Raw genomic sequence first — 24,634 nt, 5'->3', positions numbered from 1 at the left:
AGGTCGTGATACGCAATGCGCACAATCAATAGGCTACTGAGCATGCTCGAATCCTTCGAAACAGCGATCAATGGGAAAGCATCTGCAGCCAATCCACAGTGGCGGCTGCACCCAGAACGAAGCCCTTGCCACTCAACGAAAGGTTCGAGTTATAGGCACTATCCTGGGCAAAGCGCGCCGCCCACTTGTCCCGCAGCGCCGCTGCGGCTTGTGGATCCTGCGCCAGGGTGCCCGGATGCTGAATCTGCGCCTGGGGAGTCACTACGGTGAGGTATCCGGCATCGGAGGCTTTCAGGCACAGGTCGACATCGGCGAAGGCCTGGTCGAAATGCTCTTCGTCCAGTCGGCCCACCGCCTCGAACAGGGTCTTGGCGATCATCAGGCAGGCACCGGATACCGCCGAGTAGTTCTTCTCCACCCACAGGCTGTTCATGTAGCCCGCGGCGTCCTTGGCCTCGCCGGCAAAAGCTGCGCCCAGGTGACCATTGAGGCCGAGGATCAAGCCAGCCTGGGTGGTCTCTGCGCTGGCATTCACCAGTTTGGCGCCGACAATCCCCACTTCCGGCCGTTGGGCCTGGTTGAGCAGGCTTTCGAGCCAATTGGCATTGACCACTTCAGCCTCCGCCGAGAGCAGCACCAGGTAATCGCCACGCGCTTCCTGGCAAGCCAGGTTGTGCAGGGCCGACGTGCTCAGGCGCTGGCCGCAGCGCAGCACGCGAATGCGCTCGCCACGGTTCTCCAGGCTGGTCAGCCAACTATCAAGCGCGACATTCTGACTGTGGTTCTCGGCAATCAGCACTTCGTAGCGCTGGTAGCGGGTACGCTGCAGCACGCTGACCAGGCAGCGCTGCAGTTCGGCGAAGTTGTCCTGGCTGGGCAGGATGATCGACACCAGCGGCCGCTCGGCATGCTGATAATCGATCTGATAGGTGCCCGGCTGCGCCGAGCTGACCTGGGCGCGGTAGCCCCGCGCGGCCAGATGCCGGGTCAGCACCTGAGCCTCTTCAGCCGCGGCTGCGCGCCCCGGCTCCCGGCAGATCAGCAACGGCTCGGCCAGATGCGCCAATCCGCCAAGGCCGCCGTCCTGGATCAGTTTCAACAACAGATCGAACTCCAGCGCCTGCTTCAGATCCCGGGAAAAGCCACCGACCTGCTGCAAAGCTTCGCGCTGCAGCAGCCAGTGCCGCGCCATCAGCGACGGGGCACTCTGTAGCTGGTCCAGATTGACCCCAGGGCGGAACACCGCACTCAAGGTGAAATCCTCTCGACGCTGGACCTCATCCATCGCCACCGCGCGGATGCCTTCAGCGCCCAACAGTTCCAGGCTGGCTCGCAACAACCCGCTGCGGGTGAACTGATCACCTGCTTCGGCCAGCAGCACCCAGTCGGCGCGGGACTGCTCGACGATCTGATTAAGCCGCTCGACGTAGTTGCTCTCGGTCACTTTGACGAAGTGCAGGGTGTCCTCGGCCCGGGTGGTCGCCGGCAAGTCGCCGGTGGTCAGCACCACCAGCTTGAACGCCCTGAAATGGCTGGCTACCAGGCTGTCGAACGTGGCTTGCAGCTTGACCATGTCGGCATCGAGGTCGAGCAGCAGGATCTGCACCTGAGGGCCGCCAGCATGGCGCGCCAGATGAGCATTGATGGCCTTCAACTGAGCTGGTTGCGGCTCACGCGCCTGCAGCCATTCAAGCAGTCGGCCCGACTGGGTAGCACTGAGCAATTCCAGGCTGTCCGGCCCCGGCACCGACTCCAGGCGCTCAGCCCAGGCCTGCAGCTTGCGCGCCTCATCGGGTTCGTCACTGTCGCGCATCGATTCGGCCAGGCGCTTTACAACCCGGCGATTGAACAGATTCAGGGTCAAGGCTTCCCAGAGCCGACTGCGCAGGGTCTGCACGGTGTCATTGGGGTGCTCGCGCATCAGCTCTTCCTGACGCAGTAGCACGCCTTCCAGCTCCTGAAGCTGAACCCGACCCGCCGGCATGGCATGCATGAGGAATTCGAACTGGGTCAACAGATCGAACATCGGCTGGTTGTAGAACGGCATCTCGACGAACTGCTCAGGAGCGAAAGAACGTATCGGCTCAGCCCCCACCTCGACCCAGGCCGAACGGAAAATGATCGCGCCCTTGAGGGAGCGTCTCGACAGCAGGCAATCGGCCAAGGCGGCAAAACTGTCCAGGGCGATCTGCTTCACCTGCTGCGGGTCACGGCCACTGAAGCCCGTGGGCAGCGAGGCCAGGAACTCGGCAAAAGCCTCGCGTTGCGCCATCGACCGGGCGTCCTGGTAGGCCAGCACCGTCAACACATCGGTGTCGTGATCCGAAACCCCGTAATTGGCTTCCCGCACGGCAAAGGGAATTGGCAGGATACGCGCCTTGGCGCAGGCCAGCAGGTAGAAGCTATGGCCAATTTCCTGCCACTCGAAACTGACTCCCGGCGGCAGTTGGTTGTACCACTGGCGCAGCAGATCGGTGCGCGTCACCGCATAGAACGGCGGCAGGAACTGCCCCATGAAACTCATCACCCGATCTTCGGGATCATCAGAGGCGTAGTCCTCCATCACCCGACGATCGCGGCGGTAGAAGTTGGTTTCCGAAGCCCGAGCCAGGTACATCATTCCGTACCCATGGCACACACCGTAATCCGGGTTGGCTTCGAGAAACTCCACCGATGCAGTCAGCGCATCATGGATCAGGAAGTCGTCATCGGCGGCAAACACCATGTAAGGGGTAGTGACTTGGTTCACACCGTAGGTGAGCTTGTCCTGCAAGCCCTTGTAGTTGAACTGCGGAAGGTGCCGGTAGTCGACCTGAGGGTAGCGCTCGGCCAATGCCTGATTCGCCTCCAGGGAGGAATCCAGAACCAGGATCGAACAGGGGTAAGTGCTGTAGTACTGCAAGGTGCGTTGCAGGAACGCCTTGCGGTTGTGGGTCATCACCACGAGGGTGAAACGTTCGCTCATCGGCGTTGCGCTGTTGTTCATCACTTTGTCTTCACCCCACATAAAACCTTCCCCACCACCGGCCACACGTCCGGAACTGCAACCATTGATATTCAGCGAACCCGACGCAGGTAACCGTCCGGTGCCACGGTGATCAGCAACTTGTTCTGCATCTGCTGGTCGATCTCGAAATCGCGGTTCTCCTCCAGATAGGCCCAGACCGCGGTTTTCGGGTTGTCGCCAGGGCCCCAGGGACGATCCGGGAAGAACTCCGGCGGCATATCCTCGACCACGGTGTCCATGACCACGCAGTAGCTGTCGACCGACACCAGCGGCGCATACAGGCGCAGCTCTTCGAGCACGTGCTCGTGGGTGTGGTTGGAGTCCAGAACCAGGATCACTTTCTTGCCCGCCGCCGCGGCCCGCACCTGCTCGGCGATGGCCGGATCGATGCTCGAACCTTCGATCATGCGGATGCGCTTGCTCATCGGATGCTGCTCGATGGCTTCGCGGTTGTGCGGGCGGATGTCCAGGTCGATGCCCAGCACTTCGCCATGACCCTGCAGCTCCAGCAGCGAGGCGTAGTAGATGATCGAACCGCCATGGGCAATGCCGCATTCGATCACCAGGTCCGGCTTGACCCGCCAGATGATCTCCTGCATCGCCATCATGTCCTGGGGCAGCTGGATGATCGGCCGGCCCATCCAGGAAAAGTGATAGCTGTACTTGTGCGCCGCGGATTCATTGAAAAAATCGCGGGCCAGGCCCTTGAGCTTTTCATCCTGGCCCTGGGCGCTGATCTGCGCCTGGCATTCTTGTTCAAAGGCTTGAATGACGTTGTGCTCGGTCATGTTCGGTTCTCAATGGCAAATTAGCTGAACGAAGCGCTGTCAACGGCGTGATAGACATAACGGCCGTCGGTCATGCGCTTGATTTCTTCGAGGTAGTTGGAATTCATCACGAACAGGTTGGCGCCCGCCGGCAGTGCCTGCATGGCTTCTTGTGGCGAGGACACGCGCATGCCACTGAGCGGCAGGTAGCGGCCCTGTTTGGCCGGGTTGATATCGACGACCTGATCCACTGCCACGCCCGCGCGTTGCAAAAACAGCGAATAGATCACGCCCTTGGACGATGCGCCCCAGATCCCGGCGGCGGTGTGCGGCGCCGACTGGATGATGCGCTTGGCAGACTCGATGCTGGCGGTGAAATCCGCCGGCATCTGCAGCGGCTGCAGCGGCGCCGGCAATGCCGACTGCAAGCTGCCCAGGTCCGCCACCACATACAGGTATTGGCCGCCGAACAGATGCCCGGCTTCATGCACGGTGCCGAACATGCGCTGCAGGTCTTCTAGACGGAAGTAGTTGACGTGCTCATAGAACACGTCGAACCAGGCGCGATGTTCGAGGATCCAGTCGAAACACGGCACTTCGATGTAGATCTGCCCGCCCTGGTTGGCATCGGCAATCTCCGCCAGAAAGGCCAGCGGATCGGCAATATGCTCCAGCACATGCCGCAGCACGATGGCCTCGGCCGCCAGCCCCAGGCCGCGGGTGAACGGCGCCTTGATCACCTCGGGGTTGCTCCCCTCGTAGGCCGGGTCAATGCCGGTGATGGCATAGCCCTTGCCGCGCAACAGCTCAAGGAAATAGCCCTTGCCGCAACCGACCTCGATCAGTTCCTGGCCCTTGAAGTGGCGGGCGATGATGCCCTCGACGTCCGTCAGGTGCTGCTGGAACTGCGCCGAGTGAGCCTGCTCGTTCTGATAGTCGCTGTCGTAGCTGAGCTTGCCGGCATCGAAGGCCTGATTGAAGATCAGCCCGCTCTGCAGGTCCTGCACCAGCACGATGTCCGCAGACGCCGAGGCCCGGGCACTCTGGGCATCGGCGAAGGTGCGGTTCTGCAGCACCGGCAAGTCGGCAACCCGATACAACTCATGCGCCATGTTCGGCTCCTGTTATGTCCAACAAGCGCTGGTTCAAGCCCCAGAACGCCATGGGTTCGTAGTCCGGATACGGGTAATGCCCCAGGTTCAGGCGGATCGCCGCGCCGCGCTGAGCAATACGCTGCTCCACCAGGGAGCGCACGGCTATCGGCCGACCACTGGAGCAATTGACCACCCCGGAAAATCCTCGCTGCTCGAGCAGCGCCGCCAGGTAGCCGGCGGCCGCCTCGATGGCCAGGTAGTCCCGCAGTTGTTCGCCGCCGGACATGTTGAAAACCTCATCACCGGCATCGATCGCTCGGTCCAGCGCCGCCAGCAGGCTCTTGGGGTTCTGCCCCGGGCCATGCAGGTAGAACAGCCGCGCCCACTGCAAACTGAAGGGCAACTGCTGCTGCAGAGCTTGCAGAAACAGATGCAGGCTGTACTTGGCCAAACCGTAGGGATTGCTCGGGCGCGCCTCGACCTCTTCACTCAAGGGCCCGCTCTGCATGCCGTACTCGAAGCAGGTGCCGGTGACCAGCACCTGGCTCACCCCGGCCTCGACCACCGCCTTGATAAAGCGGTAGTCGGCCATCAGGTTGTGTTCCAGATGAAACAGCGCCTGATAGTTGGGCAGCCCCGGCCAGGCCAGATGGGCCAAGGCATCGACGCCATCCACCAGCGCCGCGATATCGAGCTGTGGGGCGTGCACGTCCAGGGCGCGAAACTCCACCGCGTCGAACCAGGGCAGCTGTCGCGCCTTGTCAGCATCCCGCGCCAGCGCGCGCACGCGGCATCCCCGGGCCAGCAAGGCCGCGACCAGATGCCGACCGACAAAGCCGGTGGCGCCGGTGACCAGCACCGTCATGCCCTTCACAGCAGCTGCAACTCGGGCACGGCGATCACGAAGCGCCCGCCCCATTGCCGCACCTGGGCCAATTGCTCGCTGACTTCGCCGAGCAGGTTCCACGGCAGGACCAGCACATAGTCCGGACGCTCCTGATCGATACGCTCAGGCGCGACCACGGGAATACGGCTGCCCGGCAGGTACTTGCCCTGCTTGTACGGGCTGGCATCGGCAACCCAGGCCAGGAGGTCGGGCTTGACCCCGGCGTAATTGAGCAAGGTATTGCCCTTGGCCGCCGCGCCATAACCCACCACGCGCTTGCCTTCGGCCTTGGCCTGGAGCAAAAAGCGCAGCAGCTCGTGCTTGATCCGCTCGGCGGCCGGCGCCAGGGTCTGGTAGTACTCGGGGGTGCTCACCCCGGCCTGCTGCTCCAGCTGCAACTGACGCGCCACGCTGTCCAGTACGGCACGACGCGGGCCATCGACACGCTGCACGAACACCCGCAGCGAGCCGCCATGGGTCGACAGGGTTTCGACATCGAAGATTTCCAGACCGTTGCGCTGGCACAAGCCCTGGACCGCGGTCAGCGACAGGTAGGAGTAGTGCTCGTGGTACAGGGTGTCGAACTGCTGCCCGGCCATCAGGGTCAGCAGCTGAGGAAACTCGAAAGTCGCCACGCCCGTCGGCTTGAGCAAAGTAGCGAAACCGCAGAGGAAATCGTTGATGTCCGGCACGTGGGCCAGCACGTTGTTGGCCGCCATCAGGTCCGCGGCCCAGCCCTCCTCCAGCAACTGCGCGGCAGTGCCACGGCCGAAGAACAGCTCACGGATCTGTAGACCCTTGGCCCGCGCCGCCTGGGCGGTGCTGCGGGTCGGCTCGACCCCGAGGCAAGGGATGTCACGCTGGGCCACGTACTGCAGCAGGTAGCCATCATTGGCCGCCACTTCCACCACCCGGCTCCGGGCATCCAGGCCGAAACGCTCGACCATCTGCGCCACGTAGTCCCGGGCATGCTGCAGCCAGGTACTGGAGAACGAGCTGAAATAGGCGTAGTCAGCGTCAAACAAGTGGTCGGCGCGGGTGTAGTCCTCGGTCTGCACCAGCCAGCATTGCTGGCAGACCTGGACCTTGAGCGGCACCCATTGCTCGGCCTGATCCAATTGCTCGGCCCGCAGGTAAGCGTTGGACGGCGGCGAGGTGCCCAAGTCGATCAGAGGCAGGCTCAGGCAGGCGCCACAACCGCGGCAATTCATAGACTCACTCCAGCGAAAGCAGCATCGAGCAAGGGGTGGCTGGCATCCCGGGTCGACAGATTATTGACAGGCAACGGCCAGTTGATCGCCAGGCGCGGGTCCAGCACCGACAACCCGGCCTCGTGCTCGGGGGCGTAGTCGGCGCTGTGCAGGTAGAGCAGTTCGGCATCCTCGCTCAGGGTCTGGAAACCATGGGCGAAGCCCGCCGGCAACAACAGGCTGCGGCCGTCGCCCGCCCTCAGGTGCTCAGCGTGCCAGTGGAGGAACGTCGGCGACTCGGGGCGCAGGTCCACTGCCACGTCCCAGACCTCGCCCCGCAGGCAGGTGATGAGCTTGGCCTCGGGACGCGCGGCGGTTTGATAGTGCAGGCCACGCACGCTGCCCCGTTCCCGGGTGCAGGAGTGGTTGATCTGGCGGATATGAAACGGCTGGCCGAAGGCACTCAGGCTGCCTTCGCAGAACAGGCGGGAAAAGTGCCCGCGCTGGTCCTCGAAACGCTTGTGGCGTACCTCGAACAACCCGGCCAATGGCAGGGCCAGTACCTGGAACTCGCTCACAGCGCCCCCCGGTACAGATTCAATTGCCCGAGGGTCACGGCGCGCATGTCCGCGCCGCTCTTCCAGGCCAGGTGCCAGTCCAGGGTTTGCACCAGGCACTGCTCCAGGGTCCAGCGTGGCATCCAGCCGAGCAACTGGCGGGCGCGACTGCTGTCCAGGCGCAACAGGCCGGCTTCGTGCAACTCACTGGGCTCGATCCGCAGCCCCGGGGCTTCGGGCCAGTGCCGGGCCAGCAGCCCCACCACGTCACCGACGCTGCACATGTCTTGCTCGCCGGGGCCGAAGTTCCAGGCCCCTGCGTATTGCGGACCTTGCTCATACAAACCAGCCGCCAGTTGCAGGTAGCCGGCCAACGGCTCCAGGGCGTGCTGCCAGGGGCGCACCGCCTGGGGAAAACGCAGGGTCACAGGTTCATCCGCGGACCAGGCCCTGAGCACATCGGGAATCAGCCGCTCGGGCGCGAAGTCGCCCCCACCCAGGACGTTACCGGCGCGGGCCGTGGCCAGGGCCAGGCCGTGCTCGGCGTAACGCTCGGCGGCAAAGAACGAGGAGGCATAGGACTGGGCCAGCAGCTCGCAACAGGCCTTGCTGCTGCTGTAGGGATCATGGCCGCCCAAGGGTTCGTTTTCCCGGTAGGGCCACAGCCATTCCTGATTGGCGTAGACCTTGTCGGTGGTCACCAGGACGCAGGCGCGCACCCCACCGACCTGGCGGATCGCCTCCAGCAGGTTGAGGGTGCCCATGACATTGCTCGAGTAGGTTCCCAGCGGATCACGATAGCCTTCACGCACCAGGGGCTGGGCCGCCAGGTGCAGGACGATTTCCGGCTCGACCTGGGCGATCAGCTCCAGCAGGCTGCCTAGGTCCCGCAGGTCGCCACGATGATCATTGATCCCTTCGGCCACCCGGGCCAGTTCGAACAGGCTCGGCTCAGTCCCCGGATCCAGGGCGAAACCACTGACTTCTGCCCCCAGGCTCTGCAGCCACAGGCTCAGCCAACTGCCCTTGAAGCCGGTATGGCCGGTCAGTAGGACCCGCTTGCCGCGCCAGAACTCCGGACTCAGTCCCACTGCTTCCACGGGGCCTCCCCGCTTTGCCAGAGCTGTTCCAGATGGTTCTTGTCGCGCAGGGTATCCATCGGCTGCCAGAACCCACCGTGCTCGAATGCACGCAATTGCTGGTTCATGGCCAGTTGCATCAGCGGCTCGGCTTCCCAGGTGGTGCTGTCGCCATCAATGTAGGACAGCACCTTGGGCGACAACACGAAGAACCCGCCATTGATCCAGCCGCCGTCGCCACGGGGTTTTTCAGTGAACCCCAGGACCCGGTCGCCATCACGCTCCAGGGCGCCATAGCGGCCAGGCGGTTGGACTGCAGTGACGGTGGCCAGCTTGCCGTGGGCCTTATGAAAATCCACCAGGGCGCCAATGTTCAGGTCGGACACACCATCGCCGTAGGTAAAGCAGAACGCCTCTTCATTCTGCAGGTAGCGCCCGGCACGGCGCAGACGACCACCGGTCATGGTTTCCTCGCCGGTGTCGATCAGCGTCACGCTCCAGGGCTCGCTGTAGTTCTGATGCACGTCCATGCGGTTGTTGCGCATGTCGAAGGTCACGTCCGAGGTGTGCAGGAAGTAGTTGGCAAAGAAGTCCTTGATCGCGTAGCCCTTGTAGCCCAGGCAAATCACGAAATCATGAATCCCGTGAGCGGAATACTGCTTCATGATGTGCCAAAGAATTGGCTTGCCGCCGATCTCGATCATGGGCTTGGGCTTGAGGTGGGACTCTTCGCTGATTCGCGTACCCAGTCCACCAGCCAGAATTACGGCCTTCATCGCTGTCCTCTTGCTCTTCGCGGGCTGAATCAGCCCTCCTGAGACCTGGCTGAGCACCAGCCGCAGATCATTCATTCGCAGCCAGATACCTTGCACAGCCTCGCTGCGAAGGTTTTATGGCGATATGCGAGGGACTTGCAGGAAGTGCGCCAATTGCGCAGGCGACGCCTTGGGACGCGGCAAAAGAAAGCCCCTGGCCGCTACCTGCGACAGGGGCTTGGCAGAGCAGCCGGTCACCTTACGGAACGTCCCGGCCAGCGATGGAATCAGTCCGGCAACCAACCCCATAACCAGTGCTGCAGGTTGTCACTGCGCAGCATGAAGTCGCGATGCACCGCCTCACGCAACTCATCACCCATGCGATAGCTGGCTACCGGATCGGCCAGGTGCATGCGGATCGCCTGCAACCACTCCTCGGTGCTATTGCTGCGGACCCGGGTACAAGGCAGGAAGCCACGATAGGCCTCGGTATCGGTGCAGATCACCGGATAACCGCAGGCCCCGTATTCCAGCAACCGCAGGTTGCTCTTGCAGTCGTTGAAGATATGGAACTCCAAGGGAGCCAGAGCCAGATCGAGGTTCAGGCTGGCCAGCTTGAAGGGATAGCCTCGCAGGCCAATCGCCGGATGGTACTCATGCACGTAGGGGCGCAATGCATCCGGGCACATGCCGAAGAACACCCACTCCACTTCATTGGCCAACTCGCGCACCACCTCGGCGATGATCTCCAGATCGCCGGTGTGACTGGTACCGCCCCCCCATCCAACCCGCGGTTTGCTGGAAGTGCCTCGACGACTGCTGAGCGTGGCCCATGGATCCGGCGCCAGCATGTTGGGCACGACCCGAATATCACCGTGCATACCGGACAGGGCGTCGGCCAGCGGCTGAGTGGTGACCACCACCCGATCACACAAGGCAATGCCCTCGCGCAGCAGTTGTTCGGTATTGAGCGGTTGGTTTCGCGTGTGGACGTTCTTCTTCGGCGCGCTGACGATGTAGTCGTCGATCTCAAAGATGCGCAGCGCCCGGGAGTACTTTTTCATCCGCAGGATATCGCCGACGGCACCTTCGCTATAACGCCCCTGAAGGACGATGGTATCGGGAGACAGACGTTCGATTTCCACCGTCGATGGCGACTCATAGGCTACCCGCGCGATGACCCTGCCCGCTGCCTCGAGCGCACTCAGAGGCCCAGTGACCCGGTAGTGCCCAACCGCGCTGGTATTGACCGGCAAGCCCAGCACCAACGGCAAGTTGCGGGCGCAGAACGGACTCCAGTTGTCACGCAGGCTCGGCTCCAGGCTGAAGCTGGAGAAACCCAGACTGAGGGCCGGATTGTAAGCCGGGTCGCGAGCGATCTTCGGCAACCACTGACGGTAGAAGGCTTCATGCTCGGCCTCCACGGCCTGCTGTTCGATCGCCTCCGGCGGCGTGTCGGCCTGCGCCAGCATCAAGGTGGCATGTGGCGTCCAGACCACCAGATAGCCATTTCGATCGACCCGCAGACACAGGTCTGCAGTACTGAGTTCGCCATTGATCCCTTGCTCGTCCAGGCCACCAAGGCTGTCGAATACCTCCTTGCGCACCATCAAGCAATCGCCGCTGACCGAACTCCAGTTCTGCACCACTTGCAACCGCTGCATATACCCCCGGACACCCAGTGCCTCGCCAACAAAGGGCGAACCCACGGGACCGGCCAAGCCCAGGATATGTCCGGCATGCAGGACGGAACCGTCGGTGCTCAGAATCCGCGCGCCCACCACACCAACCTCCGGGCGCTGGGCCTGATTGAGCAGCTCGTCCAGCCAGTCCCCGCTGCAGATCCGCGCATGATGGCTGAGCAGCAGCAGGTATTCACCACGCGCGTGCGCTGCAACAGCGTTGACCAGACTTGCCCGGTTGTCAGGACCGCGATACGGCAGCACCCGCAACATGGAGCCGCCCAATTGCGCCATGGCCACCAGCCAGTCAGCCATGGCCGGGTCTCGGCTGCCGCCATCCACCAGAAGAATTTCATAATGGTTGTAGGCGGTCTGCTCGATCAGGCCTTCGATGCAGAGCTGCAAGGCCGCCAGGGAGTCACCACAGGTCACCACGATCGACACCAGCGCTCGCGTCTCGTGCAAGTAGTCGATTCGGTTGAGCAAGGGCAAGTCATCATGACCGATCCGGTGCTGCACGCCGATACGGCGCAAATGCGCAGCCACCAGGCCTTCACTGGCCTCGATCACCTGTGGCCGGGACAACCACTGAGCAAAGCTGAACTCGGATTCCAGCTGGATATCGGCAATATGCTCGATGGTCTGCGGGCCAGCGGCTTCCACCAGCCGCCACAGCAAATCATGGGGAGCCAGCTCGCCGCGCACCGGATCGAACCCGCCCTCAAGCATGAAACGCTCGCGGGAAAACGCCAGGGCACGTCCGACATAGGGATAAGTGCGCATCAAGTCGAGATTGAAGTCGGGCTTGAACACCGGCTCGCAGGACTCCCCCCGAAGCAAGGCACCTTCATCACTGTAGGCACAGAGCATGGCCGGGGTATTGGCGATCCGCTCGGCCAGCACCAGCAGCGCGGAATCCCGCAGACGATCACCGGCCTGCAGCAAATAGAACCAGTCACATCCCTCCAGTTGCGGCACCAGTTCGTTCAGCTGTCCAGCCCAATCGGCCCGCAGCGGCTGCTGCAGAACCCGCTCGCGGACGCCACACTCGGCCTCGGACAGAACCACCACGGCCTGGGGCGCGTAGAGCTGATTGTCCAGACTGTCCAGGGTTAGCCGAAGCGCGGCACTGTCCACCTGGTAGTCGATGACCACCGGAACGATACGCACCCGGCGCGGCCAACTGTCGATGCGCTGTGCCATCAGCCGCTGCTCCGACACCGAAAACTTGCGCACCGCCAGCCATTCTCGATAGAACTCATCGTAGCTCTGGCTCTCGCCACCCACCCGCCCGTTGACCACAGTATTGCGATTGCCCAGAACCCGAGCCACGAACAACTCTTGCCACTGACGTGGCCGCTCATGAGCCTGAAGCAGATCGACATAGCGCACCCAGCCTGAGGCAGGGGCGGACTCGCCACTGCGTACCGCCAGCATCTGCGCCAGCCATTGCCATTCAGTCGTGGCAAGACTGAGCATTTCCGGGGTGCTGCTAAGCCGTTCTGGGTAGAGCCGTTCGCAGCTCAACACACTGGTCAGCGCGGCGAAATTGCCACGGCGCATCAGGCAGATGAACAGCGCCAGGTCCAGCAAGGCAACAAATCCGCCACTGTCCTGAATCAACGCCGGCAGCAACTCCAGCACGTCGGCACGGCGCATCAAGGCAGCACTGAAATTACCCAGGAAATTTTTCCGAGTACCCTCGAAGAGTGCCAGCAAGTCACTTCCCTTGAGCAATGCATCCTCTCGGGTGAAGCGGCAGTTTTCAATTCGCGACGGCAGGATGAAGTTTCCCGCATCGCCAAACACCCGCAACGCACACACCAGGCTGACATCGGGGTTCTCCAGCAGCACGGGAACCTGCAAGGCAACACTCGGCGCAAACAGCCGATCGTCATCGCACAAGACCTTGATCAGCTCGCCACGAGCCTCTTCAACGCAACGCAGGATGTTCTTCTGCAAGCCCAGGCGTTGCGGGTTGCGCAGGTAACGCACGGGATGCACAGGCTCGCCGATGGCTTCGACTATCCGCTGGATCTCATCGTCGGCACTGTCATCGCAGATGACGATCTCCAGCGGCTGGTAGGTCTGCGCCAGGGCACTGTCCAGAGCCTGACTGAAGAAGCGTGGGTTGAAGGCGGGGATAACGATGCTGACAAGAGGGGCTTGGTTCACGGTTGCAAACTCTCGAGCGGCGAGCCCCGGCCAGAAAGACCAGGGCTGCAAAACCGCTTAAAAAAGACGGCTGACGGCTCGACGATCACGGCATTCGAGGCGGGGCTCGAACGCCGTGCACTCAGACCTTGTTGAACAGGCCGAGCTGAGTGATCTTGCTGAAGGCCAACTGCGAGGCCTGCAGCATGGTCTGTTGCAGGGTCAGGCGGGTCATGACTTCGGCCGGATCGGAATCACTGATCGCGGAACGGGTGGTGGAGTTGGCTGACGCCAGGCTTTCGTTGATTTCGTTCTGGGTGGCCAACGCCGAACCACGACCACCGATGGAGCTGATGCCGATGGACAGCTGATCGACACCACTGGCCAGGTTGGCTATCCCCGAGGCGAGGTCGGCCAACTGCTTCTGGGTCGCCAGGACGTTACCGTCAGTGGGTGTGTTCAACGCGTTTTTCAACTGACTCACGGTGTCCAGGATGTTCTGGGTTTCGTGAGTGTTAACCGACACGCTGAACTGATCGTTGGCTGCAGGCGAAGGAGCGCCCGTCAGGGTGAAGCTCACGCCTGCCGCAGTGGCAATATTGCCCGGACCGACCACCCCCGAGGACACCGGCTTGCTGTCAGCGGTCAGCGGCGCGGCATACAGGTCGAAGTTGGTGGCGCTGGTGAACTTGAGCACCGCATTGCCGCTCGGGAACGTCGAGTTGTAGGCCACCGGATCAGTCACGCTGGTGGCTGAAACCTGAGTCATGCTCGGGTTGCCCGGAGAACGCGCAACGTTGAAGGTGTCCGGTTTCGACGCCAAGGTGAAGCTGTGTCCCGGCAGCACCGTGTTAGCGACATCGCCGGACTTGAGGTTGACGTTCAGGGTCAGATCGACACCACGGAAACTCACCGTCTGATTCGGCGAAGTATCCACCACGCCGCCCTTGCTGGCCTCGGCGGTCACATCGTTGCCGCTGCCATCGAGGATCTTCAACTGGGTACCGCTGACGAACGACACGGTATAGGGCTCGCCAGCGCGGAACTGGCTGTTGTAGGCGCCACTGTTGCTCATCTGGCCATTGGACAGGGAAACCCGTCCATCATCCACCGCCGGCGAAGTCATGGTGACCTGGCTACGGCTGGTGTTGAGCGCCTGCTGGAACACATCCCAACCGGTACTGTTGGCCGCCATCATCATGGTGTCGCCCACCGGCAGCTTCAGGCTGCTCTGGTCACCGTTGTAGCTGTAGGTGCCATCGGAGTTGCGGCTGAACGGCGGAACATCGTCCTTGGAGCCACCGAAGAGGTACTTGCCGTTTTCGTCCTGAGAGTTCATCAGGCTCAGCAACTGCTCTTCGATCTGCCCCAGCTCGGAAGCATTGGCCTGCCGGTCGGCATCGGTATAACCGGCGCTGCCCGCGCCGGTGGCCAGTTCCTTGGCCCGGGCCAGGACGTTGTTGATGCTGGTCATCACCGACTCGGCCTGGCCCAGTGAGGCTTTGATCGAGTTGCTGTTGGCCTTGTACTGATCGAGCAAGGAGGCCTGCTGACCCAATTGCAGCAGGCGGGCAGCGCCCACCGGATCGTCGGCGGCGGTCTTGACCCGGACCAGGCTGCTGGCCTCTTCGCTGCTCTTGACTACGTTGGAGAAGTTCTTCTGGTAGTTGGCAGCCGAAGACTCGTAAAACTGGGCGGTAGAAATGCGCATGGGCTACGGCTCCTTAAAGGCTGTTGATCAGCGTGCTGAAGGTTTCCTGCGCAGCCTTGATGATCTGCGAAGACGCGGTGTAGTACTGCTGGAACTTGACCAGGTTGCCGGTTTCTTCATCCAGGTCGACTCCGGACAACGAGTCCCGGGCGCCCTTGGCGTTGGCCAGGATGGATCCGTTGGCAGCGGTGTCGAGCTTGGCCTGACTGGCCTTGGCGCCGACGTTCTCGATCAGCTTGCCGTAGGCATCCACCAGAGTGATGCCCTTGCTCGCCGAGCCGGTGTCCACGGTCTGCTTGGTCTGCAGGCCCGACAACGCCAGGCCGTTGCGGTTATCGGAAGAGCCGGCGCCATTCACCGAGATGCTCATGTTGTCGCCGGCATTGGGCGAACCGGCAACGGTCATCTGCACCGTGAAGGTCTTGGTCACCGGTGGCGTGCCGCCGTCGGTGATCGGGTTGCCGCTGGCGTCGAGCATATTGACTTGCAGGTTCAGGACATTGCTCTGCCCGGGCACGATGGAGCCGCTGCCCATCTTGACGCCCTTGGCGTCGAAGTAGTCGTAGGTCTGACTGCCGCCGGACGCCGTATTGAACACCACCTTGACCGGGCCGGAGTTCTTCAGGGCGGTCTGCATTTCCAGTTTGCTGGCGGCATCGGAGTTGTCGATCGGCACCGCCAGGGACGGCTGCGCAGAAATGCTCAGGGAGCTCTTGACCCCGGCACCGAGCTCAGCCTTCAACGGCGCAGCCAAAGCCAGGCGCTTGGCATCAGTCATTTCCGTCTGGATGGTGGCCGCAGCATTGCGCGTCGGGATGATCTTGAAGCTGTCACCGGCGGCCACCGTACCCGTGAGGTTCAGCGAAAAACCGTCGATCACCGGCGCCGGGCTGGTGGTCGTGCTGAAGCTGCCCATGTCGGTACCGTCGGAACGCTTGACGCTGTAATCCGTGGCGCTGCTGAAGGTCACCGTGTAGTCACTGGCGCTCAGCTTGCCGGTATCTTTGATCGTTACATTGAAGTTGCCCGAACCGGCACTGTTGGCGGCGCTGGCCATGCTGCGCTGACTGATCATCCGCAGGCTGTTGATGTCGTTGAACAGGTTGCCGCCGAACTCACCGTTCTTGTCGATGCCCTGGGCCATCTGGCTGTTCATCTGGTCGGCTACCACCAGGGCCACGCGCCCCAGTTCATTCATGGCCGGGTCCAGCACTTCGCTGCGATAGCGCAACAGACCACCAATCTCGCCCCCCGTGGTGACGTTGGTGATGTCCGCGGTGCTGGTACCACGATTGATCTGCAGCATGGAGCGGGTCGGATCATTCTTGCCCTGCACCACTTCCAGGCTGTTGGCGGAGTTGCCCATCACCAGCGGCTGGCCGCTGCCCAAGTACAGGTCGAGGCTCGAACCGCGCTCCGACACCTGAACGCCGATGAACGTCGAAAGCTGGCGCACGGTTTCGTTACGGGCATCCAACAGGTCGTTGGGCATACCGTTGCCGTTGGTCGACAACTCGGAAATCTTCTGATTGAGCTGAGCCACGGTGTTGGCCAGCTTGTTGACCTGGTCGGCCATGCTCGCCAGGTTGCCATTGATGTTGCTGTTCTGCTCGTTGAGCTGGCTGGACACCGAGTTGAAACGGTTGCTCAAGGCCTGGGTATCGCTGAGCAGCAACTGTCGGGAGGCCTCGTCGGTGGGCTTGGCGTTGAGGTTCTGCAGCGAGGCGAAGAACTTGGTCAGGGCGCCGTTCATGCCGGTGCCGTTGTCCGACAGCAACTGGTCGATCGGGCTGATCTGGCCCTGGTAGGCCGCGACGTCACTGTTGAGGGACGTGGCGGTGCGCAACTGGGCATCGAGGAAGCTGTTGTACACCCGGCGCACGTCGGCCAGGGTGGTACCGGTGCCGATGAAGACATTGCCGAATTGAGCGGAGGCCTTGGTGCCCTGTACGGTCTGCTGGCGCGAGTACCCGGCGGTGTCGGCGTTGGCAATGTTGTTACCCGTGGTCATCAACGACGTTTGGCTGGCGGCCAGCCCCGACATCCCGATATTGAGCAAACTCATGATTCAGACCTTATAAATTCGTGGAAACGCCCGCCGCAGCGTAGTTCTGGTAATTCTTCATCTGCTTGGCTATCTGCGAAATCTTGCTAGCGTAATCCGGGTCCGTTGCATACCCGGCTTTTTGCAACTCGCGAACAAACTGTTCTGGTTTATCGGCCACCTTCAGCACTTCTTGATAGCGATTGTTGCTCTGCAACAAGGTCACCAGATCGTGGAAGCTGTCCTGATAGGAATCGTAGGAACGGAACGCCGCCGTCTCCTTGACCATCTGCCCATCGCGGAACTCGCTGGTGATCGCCCGGGCCTGGGCGCCCTGCCAGCTCTTGCCGGCCTTGATGCCGAACAGGTTGTGACTGCTGGTGCCATCCTGCTGGCGCATCACCGATTTGCCCCAGCCGGTCTCCAGCGCGGCCTGGGCCACCAGATAGCGTGGATCGACGCCGATCCGCTGCGCCGCCTGCTGCGCCATTGGCAGCATGGTGGCGACGAAGTCGTCGGCGGAGCTGAAGGCACGCTTGGCCGGCGCCAACGGCGGCTGGGCCATGGCCCGGCCATACACGCGCATCTTGCCCTGGGACGCGGCATAGCCCTGGCTGACCCGCCATTCGCCGCGCAGCACCGCATCCGCGGCCGCCGTGGTGCGACTCGGCGCAGCGTTCTGAGTGGAAGCATCGGCAACAGCGCCGGCCGACGGCACGATCCCGGTCAACAGGCGATCGGTCAACTTGCTCGGCAGCGACAAGCGACGCTGGTTGAGCAGGACCATGTCGTTATGGGCCACGCTGGTCCGCAACGGATCATGGGCTCGCGACGCCCACAACGGCCGCTGGCCGTTGGACCGGCTCAAGGGACCATCCTGGGCGCTGGTGCCCGCGGCAATCGGCGTCGGCGTCGCTGCCACCACCGGCGCAGCCGCTGCGGGTGGCGTGGCACCCGGCACGGCCGGCTTGTTCTTCATCATCTGGCGCATCAGCACATTGGCCAGGCCGATACCGCCGCCCTCGCGCGACAGGGACACCGCGAGCTGCTGATCGTACATGTCCTGATACTGCTTGGCGGCCGGAGTATTGAGCGGGTTGTCCTGGGCGATGACATCAGTGGCCTTGCGCATGGACTTGAGCATTTCGTTGAGGAACAGCGACTCGAACTCCTGCGCCACCTTGCGCACGTTGGCCTCGCCGTTCTTGTCACCGACCTTGAGTTGCTGCAGGCGATTGAGGTCGGAATAGGACCCGGAATCGCCGCTGCCAATCAATCCGCTCTTACGTATATCCATGGCCGCCACCTCAAATCACGATCAAGTCGGCTTGCAGCGCGCCGGCCTGTTTCAAGGCTTCGAGAATCGCCATCAGGTCGCCCGGGGCCGCGCCCACCTGGTTCACCGCGCGAACGATCTCATCCAGGGTGGTGCCCGGGCCGAACTTGAACATCGGCTTGGCTTCCTGCTGCGCATTGACCCGCGAACGAGGCACCACCGCGGTCTGTCCATTGGACAGCGGACCGGGCTGGCTGACGATCGGATCCTCGGTAATGGTTACGGTCAGGCTGCCGTGGGTCACCGCCGCCGGCGACACCTTGACGTTCTGGCCGATGACGATGGTGCCGGTCCGGGAGTTGATGATGACCTTGGCCACCGCCTGCCCCGGATCGACTTCCAGGTTCTCCAGGATCGACAGGTAATCCACGCGCTGGCTGGGGTCCAGGGGCGCGGTGACCCGAATCGAACCGCCATCGATGGCCTGGGCCACGCCCGGGCCGAGCATGTCGTTGATCTTGTCGACGATGCGCTTGGCGGTGGTGAAGTCCGAACGGTTGAGGTTCAGGGTCAGGCTGTTGCCCTGGTTGAAACCGCTGGGCACGGCCCGCTCCACCGAAGCGCCGCCGGGAATCCGCCCGGCGGATGGAACGTTGACGGTGATCTTCGAGCCATCGCGCCCTTCGGCGTCGAAACCACCCACCACCAGGTTGCCCTGGGCGATGGCATAGACGTTGCCGTCGATCCCCTTCAGGGGCGTCAGCAACAGGGTGCCGCCACGCAGGCTCTTGGAGTTACCGATGGACGAAACGGTGATGTCCACCTGCTGGCCCGGCTTGGCGAACGCCGGCAGATCGGCACTCACCGACACTGCCGCAACGTTCTTCAACTGCACGTTGCCGGAACCGGCCGGCACCTTGATGCCGAACTGCGACAGCATGTTGTTGAAGGTCTGCAGGGTGAACGGGGTCTGGGTGGTCTGGTCGCCGGTGCCGTTAAGCCCGACCACCAGGCCGTAGCCGATCAACTGGTTGGAACGCACGCCGGAAATACTGGCGATGTCCTTCAGCCGCTCGGCCTGAACGCCGAGGGAAGTGGACATCAACAAGGCCGCCGCCATCAGGTGCTTGAAGTTGAACATGAGGCTTCTCATCACCTAGAAAGGGAACAGCGGACTGAGGAAGAAACGGTCGAACCAGCCAGGCTGGTTGGCATCGGCGAAGGAGCCGGTGCCCGAGTAGGTGATGCGCGCATCCGCGACCCGGGTCGAGGACACGGTGTTGTCGGTGGCGATATCGTCCGCCCGCACCAGGCCGGCGATCCGCACCAACTCGTCGCCGGTGTTGAGGGTCATCCACTTCTCGCCGCGTACCGCGATGATGCCGTTGGGCAATACATCGGCCACGGTGACGGTGATCGAACCGGTCAGGCTATTGCTCTGGGCGGCCTTGCTGTCGCCCTTGGTGGCGCGGTTGCCGCTGTAGCCGGCATTCAGGGTCAGGTCACCGCTGCCCAGGGGGTTGTTGGTGTTGGGCACGGCACCGAACAGCGAGGTCAGGCCAACGCTGTTGGAGCTGGTCTTGGTCAGCGCCGAGTTGGCACCCTTGCTGGCCGCGGTCTTCTCGTTGAGGGTGATGGTGATGATGTCACCGACCCGGAACGCCTTGCGGTCGCTGTACAGGTTCTGCTCGAAGCCGGCCTGGTAGATCGAACCGTTGTTGGACGCGGAAGGCAGCGGCGTGCGCGGCAATACCGGCGCGTAGTAAGGGTCATTGGGCTTGGGCGGCGGGGCAACACAGCCCGCAAGCACGGCACTCCCACTCAGCGCTAGAACACAAATAAACCGATTCATGACCCTTCCTCACGATGTTGCCGGCACGCCACGTCAGACCCGTGGCGACCTCAAGACTTGATTACAGCTTCTGCGTTACGAACGAGAGCATCTGGTCGGCAGTGGAGATCACCTTGGAGTTCATCTCGTAGGCACGCTGGGTGGTGATCATGTTGACCATCTCCTCGACCGTGCTGACGTTGGATGCTTCCAGGGTGTTCTGCAGAGTGGTGCCGAAACCGTTGAGACCCGGAGTGCCGATCTGCGGCGCGCCGCTGGCGGCGGTTTCCAGGAACAGGTTGTTGCCCTGGGCCTGCAGGCCGGCCGGGTTGATGAAGTCGGCGGTTTGCAAGTTGCCGATCACCTGGGACGCCGGGTTGCCGGCGATGGTGATGGACACCGTGCCGTCCTGACCCACGGTGAAGGTCTGCGCGTCGTTGGGCACGACAATCGCCGGCTCCAGGGCAAAGCCGCTGGCGGTGACGATCTGGCCATTGGAATTGAGGTGGAAGGTGCCGTCACGGGTATAGGCCGTGGTGCCATCGGGCTGCAGGATCTGGAAGAAACCACGGCCGTTGATCGCCAGGTCCAGCGGCTGCTCTGTGGTTTGCAGGCTGCCGGCGGTGAAGTTCTTCTGGGTGCCGACGATGCGCACACCGGTACCGACCTGCAGGCCGGTTGGCAGTTCACTGTCCTGGGTCGACTGGGCACCCGGCTGACGCTTGATCTGGTACAGCAGGTCCTGGAACTCGGCGCGATCACGTTTGAAACCCGTGGTCGAGACGTTCGCCAGGTTGTTGGAAATCACACTCAGGTTGGTGTCCTGGGCGGACAGACCGGTTTTGGCAACCCATAGAGCCGGAAGCATTCGATTCTCCTCTCGCGCCTGTTTTACGGCGCTAGGTACTGGTAATTAGCTGATCTGCAAGACCCGAGCCATGGCCTGGTCGTCTTCTTTGGCGCTGTTCATCATCTTGATGTGCAATTCGAACTGCCTGGACAAGGCCAGCACTGCCGTCATCTCTTCCACGGCATTGACGTTGCTCGACTCCAGGAACCCCGACACCAACTGCACATTGGCATCGGCTGGCGCCGGCTGGCCGTCCTTGGTCTTGATCGAGCCATCGAGCCCCTTGGTCAGGTTCTTGATGTCCGGGTTGACCAGCTTGATGCGATCGACCTCGGCCATGACTCGCGGCCCCTCACCCATGGCCCGGATGCTGATGGTGCCATCCTGCCCCACTTCGATCTTCTGCTCCGGCGGCACGGCGATAGGACCGCCATTGCCCATGACCGGCATGCCGTTGCCGGCACGCAGCACACCCAGGGCGTCGACGTTCAAGCTGCCGGTGCGCACATAGCTTTCGCTGCCATCGGGGCTCTGCACGGCGATCCAGCCCTTGCCGCTGACGGCCACGTCCAGGTCACGACCGGTTTCCACCATGGAGCCGGGAGTAAAATCCGTCGCCGGCCGCTCGCCCATGGCAAAGGCCCGCGCCGGAAAACTGTCACCAAACACCGGCATCGCGCGCGCCTGCTCCAGGTCGCGCTGAAAGCCGTTGGTGGAGATGTTCGCCAGATTGTTGGCATGAGCCTTTTGCGCCAGTGCATTCTGGCTGGCGCCGGTCATTGCCACATAAAGGTACTTGTCCACAATCGTTCCTCATCTGCCGGACGTTTGCCGCCCACCGCTGTACTGCGAAGCCATAAGCAATAAGCGCACCAAGTTTTTTCGAGAAGGTTTATCCCCAGGCGGGACAGGGCTTTGCCCGGTCCACAGGGAATGCAGAGGGTGGTAGCGGAGACGGAAAAACGGCGGCCTTATGCCGCAAACGGCAAGTAACGGCCCGGATACATGCCCGGCTGCCACCGCTACTCAAGGCTGCGGCAAGGATTACGGCTTGCCGACGTCGTATTCGCGCAGCTTGTTGGCAATGGTGGTGTGGGACACCCCCAGGCGCTTGCCCAACTGCCGACTGCTGGGATGTTCGGCGTACAGGCTTTCCAGCACGGCCTTTTCAAAACGCCCGACGATCTGCTCCAGGCCGCCCTCTAGGGAGAAATCCCCCAGGGGCTGGCGGGCACCGTAGTCAGGCAGGCGGATGTGCTCGGCCTTGACCACGCCGCCATCACACAACGAGACCGCCTGAAACAGCACGTTCTCCAACTGCCGGACGTTGCCCGGCCAGTGGTAGTGACTCAGACGCTCCATGGCGGCCGGCGCCAGCCGCGGCAGCGGGCAGCCAATCTGCCGGCTGGCCTGATCGAGGAAATGCTCCACCAGCGGGGTCAGGCCATCAAGGCATTCACGCAAGGGCGGTATGTGCAGCGACAGCACATTCAGCCGGTGATAGAGATCCTGGCGAAACTCGCCCCGGGCACAGAGCTCGGACAGGTCGACCTGGGTCGCGCAAATGACCCGTACATCCAGGTACACCTCTTCATCGCTGCCCACCCGGCGGAAGCAGCCATCCTGCAGAAAGCGCAGCAACTTGACCTGCAGACGCGGGCTCATCTCCCCCACGCCGTCGAGAAACAGGGTGCCACCGGCGGTCAGCTCCAGCAGCCCGAGCTTGCCCTCCGCCCGCGCCCCTTCGAAGGCCCCGGGGCCGTAGCCGAACAGCTCGGTTTCGGCCATGGACTCCGGCAACCCGGCGCAATTGAGGGCCATCAGTGGCGACTGCCCCCGCGGGCTGGCCAGGTGGCAGGCGCGGGCCAGCAGTTCCTTGCCGGTGCCGGTTTCGCCCTCGATCAGCAGCGGCGCGTCCAGCGGCGCCATGCGCCGCGCCTCACGCACCACCGCCGCCATGACTTTCGAACTCTGGAAAATACTGTCGAAACCGCGCAACTCCTGCTTGCGCACGTTGTAGATGCGCTCACCGACCCGATCCGCCCGGTGCAGGGTCAATACCGCGCCGGCCATGGCCTCGCTGTCGTCGTGCTCGGATTGCAGCGGGGCGATGTCCGCCAGGAACACATCGCCCTTGACCTTGACCCGCAGCCCATTGATCCGCGACTGATTGGCCCGCACCAGCTCCGGCAGGTCGAAATCCTCGGCGTAGCGCGACAGGGGAATCCCCGGCACCTCATCCACCCGCACCCCCAGCAACTGCGCCGCCGCCCGGTTGGCGGCGACGATGGAACCGCCCATGTCGATGGACAGCACCGGGAACTCCAGGGCGCCCAGCAGTGCGTTGAGTTCCATGTGCCGGCGCTCGCTGGGCATCAGCCCGACACGCTTCACACCGAAGACCCCGGCGATGGACTCGAACTTGGGGCGCAGCGCCTGGAACTGCAGATTGATCAGGTTCGGGCAATGCAGATAGATGGCATTGCCATGCTCGCCGCCCACCTCGCCCCGGGCCACGTTGATCCCGTACTCCACCAGCAGATTGAGAATGTCCCGCAGGATGCCGATGCGGTTCTGGCAGTGAACTTTGATGCGCATGAAGAAAGGCCCGAAACGGATAAGGGAAGGCATAAACGCCGGAAGCCGACGCTTTTGCCGTCGACACTTGCAAAGTTTCTGCTGGGTGATGCAGATAATCGTCAAGATTATGTGACAGCCAAGGGCTTTTTCAAACCTGGAAACCCACAACATGCCGGCCATTCGGGCAAATTCGTAACGAATACTTTACGAATAGGCGCCGAGTGGCCCCTCACAGACACCCGCCGCCTGCTGCAAAGCGTCGCACCCTCGGGTATCACTGGGGTCACACATAACAAGAACGCATCCCCTGGCAGGAGAGCAGCATGAAGCAGACGCAGTACGTGGCCCGCGAGCCCGACGCGCAAGGTTTTATCGACTATCCACCCGAAGAACACGCGGTGTGGAACACCCTGATCACGCGTCAGCTGAAAGTCATCGAGGGTCGTGCATGCCAGGAGTACCTGGATGGCATCGACAAGCTCGGATTGCCCCACGACCGCATCCCGCAGTTGAGCGAAATCAACAAGGTCCTCGGCGAAACCACCGGCTGGCAAGTGGCTCGGGTGCCGGCGCTGATTCCTTTCCAGACCTTTTTCGAACTGCTGGCCAGCAAGCGCTTTCCTGTGGCGACCTTCATTCGCACCCCTGAAGAGCTGGACTACCTGCAGGAACCGGACATCTTCCACGAGATCTTCGGCCACTGCCCGCTGCTGACCAATCCCTGGTTCGCCGAATTCACCCACACCTACGGCAAGCTCGGCCTGCAAGCCACCAAGGAAGAGCGGGTGTACCTGGCGCGTCTGTACTGGATGACCATCGAGTTCGGCCTGGTAGAAACCCCGGCCGGTCGGCGCATCTATGGCGGCGGCATCCTCTCCTCGCCCAAGGAAACCGTGTACAGCCTCTCCGAAGCGCCGGAACACCAGGCTTTCGACCCGCTGGAAGCCATGCGCACGCCCTATCGCATCGACATCCTGCAACCGATCTATTTCGTCCTGCCCAACCTCAAGCGCCTGTTCGACCTGGCCCATGAAGACATCATGGCCCTGGTCCACCAAGGCATGCAGCTGGGCCTGCACGCGCCCAAGTTCCCGCCAAAACCCAAGGCGGCCTGAGCGGTTCGCACTCGCGAGCCGCTGCGAAAGATAGTAACTTCCAACAAGAATCGAAC

The 24,634-nt window shown here is 62.5% G+C and carries 18 protein-coding genes; 1 reads left to right on the top strand and 17 read right to left on the bottom strand.

Annotated features, from left to right (window positions below; genetic code table 11):
* Nucleotides 1-67 precede the first annotated feature (67 nt).
* The 17 genes from GWQ44_RS02905 to GWQ44_RS02825 all read right to left on the bottom strand — a co-directional run bounded on the left by GWQ44_RS02905 (nt 68) and on the right by GWQ44_RS02825 (nt 23,481).
* Complete coding sequence (locus GWQ44_RS02905; RefSeq protein WP_275926613.1) at nt 68-3,007, bottom strand: TIGR00180 family glycosyltransferase; 2,940 nt, start codon at nt 3,005-3,007, stop codon at nt 68-70.
* Nucleotides 3,008-3,057: 50 nt separating this feature from the next.
* The gene (locus GWQ44_RS02900; protein ID WP_016963137.1) at nt 3,058-3,795 is read right to left on the bottom strand and encodes a cephalosporin hydroxylase family protein; all 738 of its coding nucleotides are present in this window, start codon (nt 3,793-3,795) and stop codon (nt 3,058-3,060) included.
* Between the two features lie 20 nt (nt 3,796-3,815).
* Nucleotides 3,816-4,886, bottom strand: coding sequence for a class I SAM-dependent methyltransferase (locus GWQ44_RS02895; RefSeq protein ID WP_275926612.1), 1,071 nt, complete (start codon nt 4,884-4,886; stop codon nt 3,816-3,818).
* The gene (locus GWQ44_RS02890; RefSeq protein WP_275926611.1) at nt 4,876-5,733 is read right to left on the bottom strand and encodes an NAD(P)-dependent oxidoreductase; all 858 of its coding nucleotides are present in this window, start codon (nt 5,731-5,733) and stop codon (nt 4,876-4,878) included. Before GWQ44_RS02890 ends, GWQ44_RS02895 begins: the two co-directional genes overlap by 11 nt.
* 5 nt (nt 5,734-5,738) lie before the next feature.
* Nucleotides 5,739-6,965, bottom strand: a complete 1,227-nt coding sequence (locus GWQ44_RS02885) for a class I SAM-dependent methyltransferase (protein WP_275926610.1) — start codon at nt 6,963-6,965, stop codon at nt 5,739-5,741.
* A complete protein-coding gene (gene rfbC, locus GWQ44_RS02880) occupies nt 6,962-7,522 on the bottom strand; it encodes a dTDP-4-dehydrorhamnose 3,5-epimerase (RefSeq protein ID WP_179597553.1) in 561 nt (186 codons plus the stop codon). The genes GWQ44_RS02885 and rfbC overlap by 4 nt, the downstream gene beginning before the upstream one ends.
* Nucleotides 7,519-8,601: a CDP-glucose 4,6-dehydratase gene (rfbG, locus tag GWQ44_RS02875; protein WP_047302653.1), complete on the bottom strand. Its 1,083-nt coding sequence runs from the start codon at nt 8,599-8,601 to the stop codon at nt 7,519-7,521. Before rfbG ends, rfbC begins: the two co-directional genes overlap by 4 nt.
* Nucleotides 8,583-9,356, bottom strand: a complete 774-nt coding sequence (gene rfbF / locus GWQ44_RS02870) for a glucose-1-phosphate cytidylyltransferase (RefSeq protein ID WP_275926609.1) — start codon at nt 9,354-9,356, stop codon at nt 8,583-8,585. Before rfbF ends, rfbG begins: the two co-directional genes overlap by 19 nt.
* Nucleotides 9,357-9,622: 266 nt before the next feature.
* Complete coding sequence (locus tag GWQ44_RS02865; protein ID WP_275926608.1) at nt 9,623-13,192, bottom strand: glycosyltransferase; 3,570 nt, start codon at nt 13,190-13,192, stop codon at nt 9,623-9,625.
* A 121-nt stretch (nt 13,193-13,313) separates the two neighbouring features.
* Entirely contained in the window at nt 13,314-14,882 is a 1,569-nt protein-coding gene (locus GWQ44_RS02860) for a flagellar hook-associated protein 3 (RefSeq protein WP_047302648.1), read from the bottom strand.
* Nucleotides 14,883-14,895: 13 nt separating this feature from the next.
* On the bottom strand, nt 14,896-16,947 hold the full coding sequence (gene flgK / locus GWQ44_RS02855; protein ID WP_275926607.1) for a flagellar hook-associated protein FlgK: 2,052 nt from the start codon (nt 16,945-16,947) through the stop codon (nt 14,896-14,898).
* 10 nt (nt 16,948-16,957) lie between these two features.
* On the bottom strand, nt 16,958-18,223 hold the full coding sequence (flgJ, locus tag GWQ44_RS02850; RefSeq protein ID WP_275926606.1) for a flagellar assembly peptidoglycan hydrolase FlgJ: 1,266 nt from the start codon (nt 18,221-18,223) through the stop codon (nt 16,958-16,960).
* A 10-nt stretch (nt 18,224-18,233) separates the two neighbouring features.
* Entirely contained in the window at nt 18,234-19,343 is a 1,110-nt protein-coding gene (locus GWQ44_RS02845; RefSeq protein WP_275926605.1) for a flagellar basal body P-ring protein FlgI, read from the bottom strand.
* Nucleotides 19,344-19,358: 15 nt separating this feature from the next.
* Nucleotides 19,359-20,054 carry a flagellar basal body L-ring protein FlgH gene (gene flgH / locus GWQ44_RS02840; protein ID WP_047302642.1) on the bottom strand — a complete coding sequence of 232 codons (696 nt, stop codon included), beginning with the start codon at nt 20,052-20,054 and terminating at the stop codon, nt 19,359-19,361.
* A 61-nt stretch (nt 20,055-20,115) separates the two neighbouring features.
* On the bottom strand, nt 20,116-20,901 hold the full coding sequence (flgG, locus tag GWQ44_RS02835) for a flagellar basal-body rod protein FlgG (protein ID WP_016965789.1): 786 nt from the start codon (nt 20,899-20,901) through the stop codon (nt 20,116-20,118).
* A 45-nt stretch (nt 20,902-20,946) separates the two neighbouring features.
* Nucleotides 20,947-21,687, bottom strand: coding sequence for a flagellar basal body rod protein FlgF (locus tag GWQ44_RS02830; protein ID WP_016965788.1), 741 nt, complete (start codon nt 21,685-21,687; stop codon nt 20,947-20,949).
* A 240-nt stretch (nt 21,688-21,927) separates the two neighbouring features.
* Nucleotides 21,928-23,481 carry a sigma-54-dependent transcriptional regulator gene (locus tag GWQ44_RS02825; RefSeq protein WP_179597563.1) on the bottom strand — a complete coding sequence of 518 codons (1,554 nt, stop codon included), beginning with the start codon at nt 23,479-23,481 and terminating at the stop codon, nt 21,928-21,930.
* Between the two features lie 305 nt (nt 23,482-23,786).
* Between GWQ44_RS02825 and phhA the strand changes: the two genes are divergently transcribed.
* Nucleotides 23,787-24,578 (top strand): phenylalanine 4-monooxygenase, encoded by a 792-nt coding sequence (phhA, locus tag GWQ44_RS02820; protein ID WP_047302636.1) that lies wholly within the window; start codon nt 23,787-23,789, stop codon nt 24,576-24,578.
* Nucleotides 24,579-24,634 lie beyond the last annotated feature (56 nt).

The sequence above is a fragment of the Pseudomonas sp. 3MA1 genome (assembly GCF_029237275.1).
GTDB lineage: Bacteria > Pseudomonadota > Gammaproteobacteria > Pseudomonadales > Pseudomonadaceae > Aquipseudomonas > Aquipseudomonas fluorescens_AP.
This window is presented reverse-complemented; position numbering and strand designations above follow the sequence as displayed.

Bases quoted from the DNA above. Each gene is read 5' to 3' on its own strand.
- GWQ44_RS02905 (WP_275926613.1), bottom strand. From the start codon at position 3,007: ATGTGGGGTGAAGACAAAGTGATGAACAACAGCGCAACGCCGATGAGC.
- GWQ44_RS02900 (WP_016963137.1), bottom strand. From the start codon at position 3,795: ATGACCGAGCACAACGTCATTCAAGCCTTTGAACAAGAATGCCAGGCG.
- GWQ44_RS02895 (WP_275926612.1), bottom strand. From the start codon at position 4,886: ATGGCGCATGAGTTGTATCGGGTTGCCGACTTGCCGGTGCTGCAGAAC.
- GWQ44_RS02890 (WP_275926611.1), bottom strand. From the start codon at position 5,733: ATGACGGTGCTGGTCACCGGCGCCACCGGCTTTGTCGGTCGGCATCTG.
- GWQ44_RS02885 (WP_275926610.1), bottom strand. From the start codon at position 6,965: ATGAATTGCCGCGGTTGTGGCGCCTGCCTGAGCCTGCCTCTGATCGAC.
- rfbF (WP_275926609.1), bottom strand. From the start codon at position 9,356: ATGAAGGCCGTAATTCTGGCTGGTGGACTGGGTACGCGAATCAGCGAA.
- GWQ44_RS02860 (WP_047302648.1), bottom strand. From the start codon at position 14,882: ATGCGCATTTCTACCGCCCAGTTTTACGAGTCTTCGGCTGCCAACTAC.
- flgK (WP_275926607.1), bottom strand. From the start codon at position 16,947: ATGAGTTTGCTCAATATCGGGATGTCGGGGCTGGCCGCCAGCCAAACG.
- flgJ (WP_275926606.1), bottom strand. From the start codon at position 18,223: ATGGATATACGTAAGAGCGGATTGATTGGCAGCGGCGATTCCGGGTCC.
- GWQ44_RS02845 (WP_275926605.1), bottom strand. From the start codon at position 19,343: ATGTTCAACTTCAAGCACCTGATGGCGGCGGCCTTGTTGATGTCCACT.
- flgH (WP_047302642.1), bottom strand. From the start codon at position 20,054: ATGAATCGGTTTATTTGTGTTCTAGCGCTGAGTGGGAGTGCCGTGCTT.
- flgG (WP_016965789.1), bottom strand. From the start codon at position 20,901: ATGCTTCCGGCTCTATGGGTTGCCAAAACCGGTCTGTCCGCCCAGGAC.
- GWQ44_RS02825 (WP_179597563.1), bottom strand. From the start codon at position 23,481: ATGCGCATCAAAGTTCACTGCCAGAACCGCATCGGCATCCTGCGGGAC.
- phhA (WP_047302636.1), top strand. From the start codon at position 23,787: ATGAAGCAGACGCAGTACGTGGCCCGCGAGCCCGACGCGCAAGGTTTT.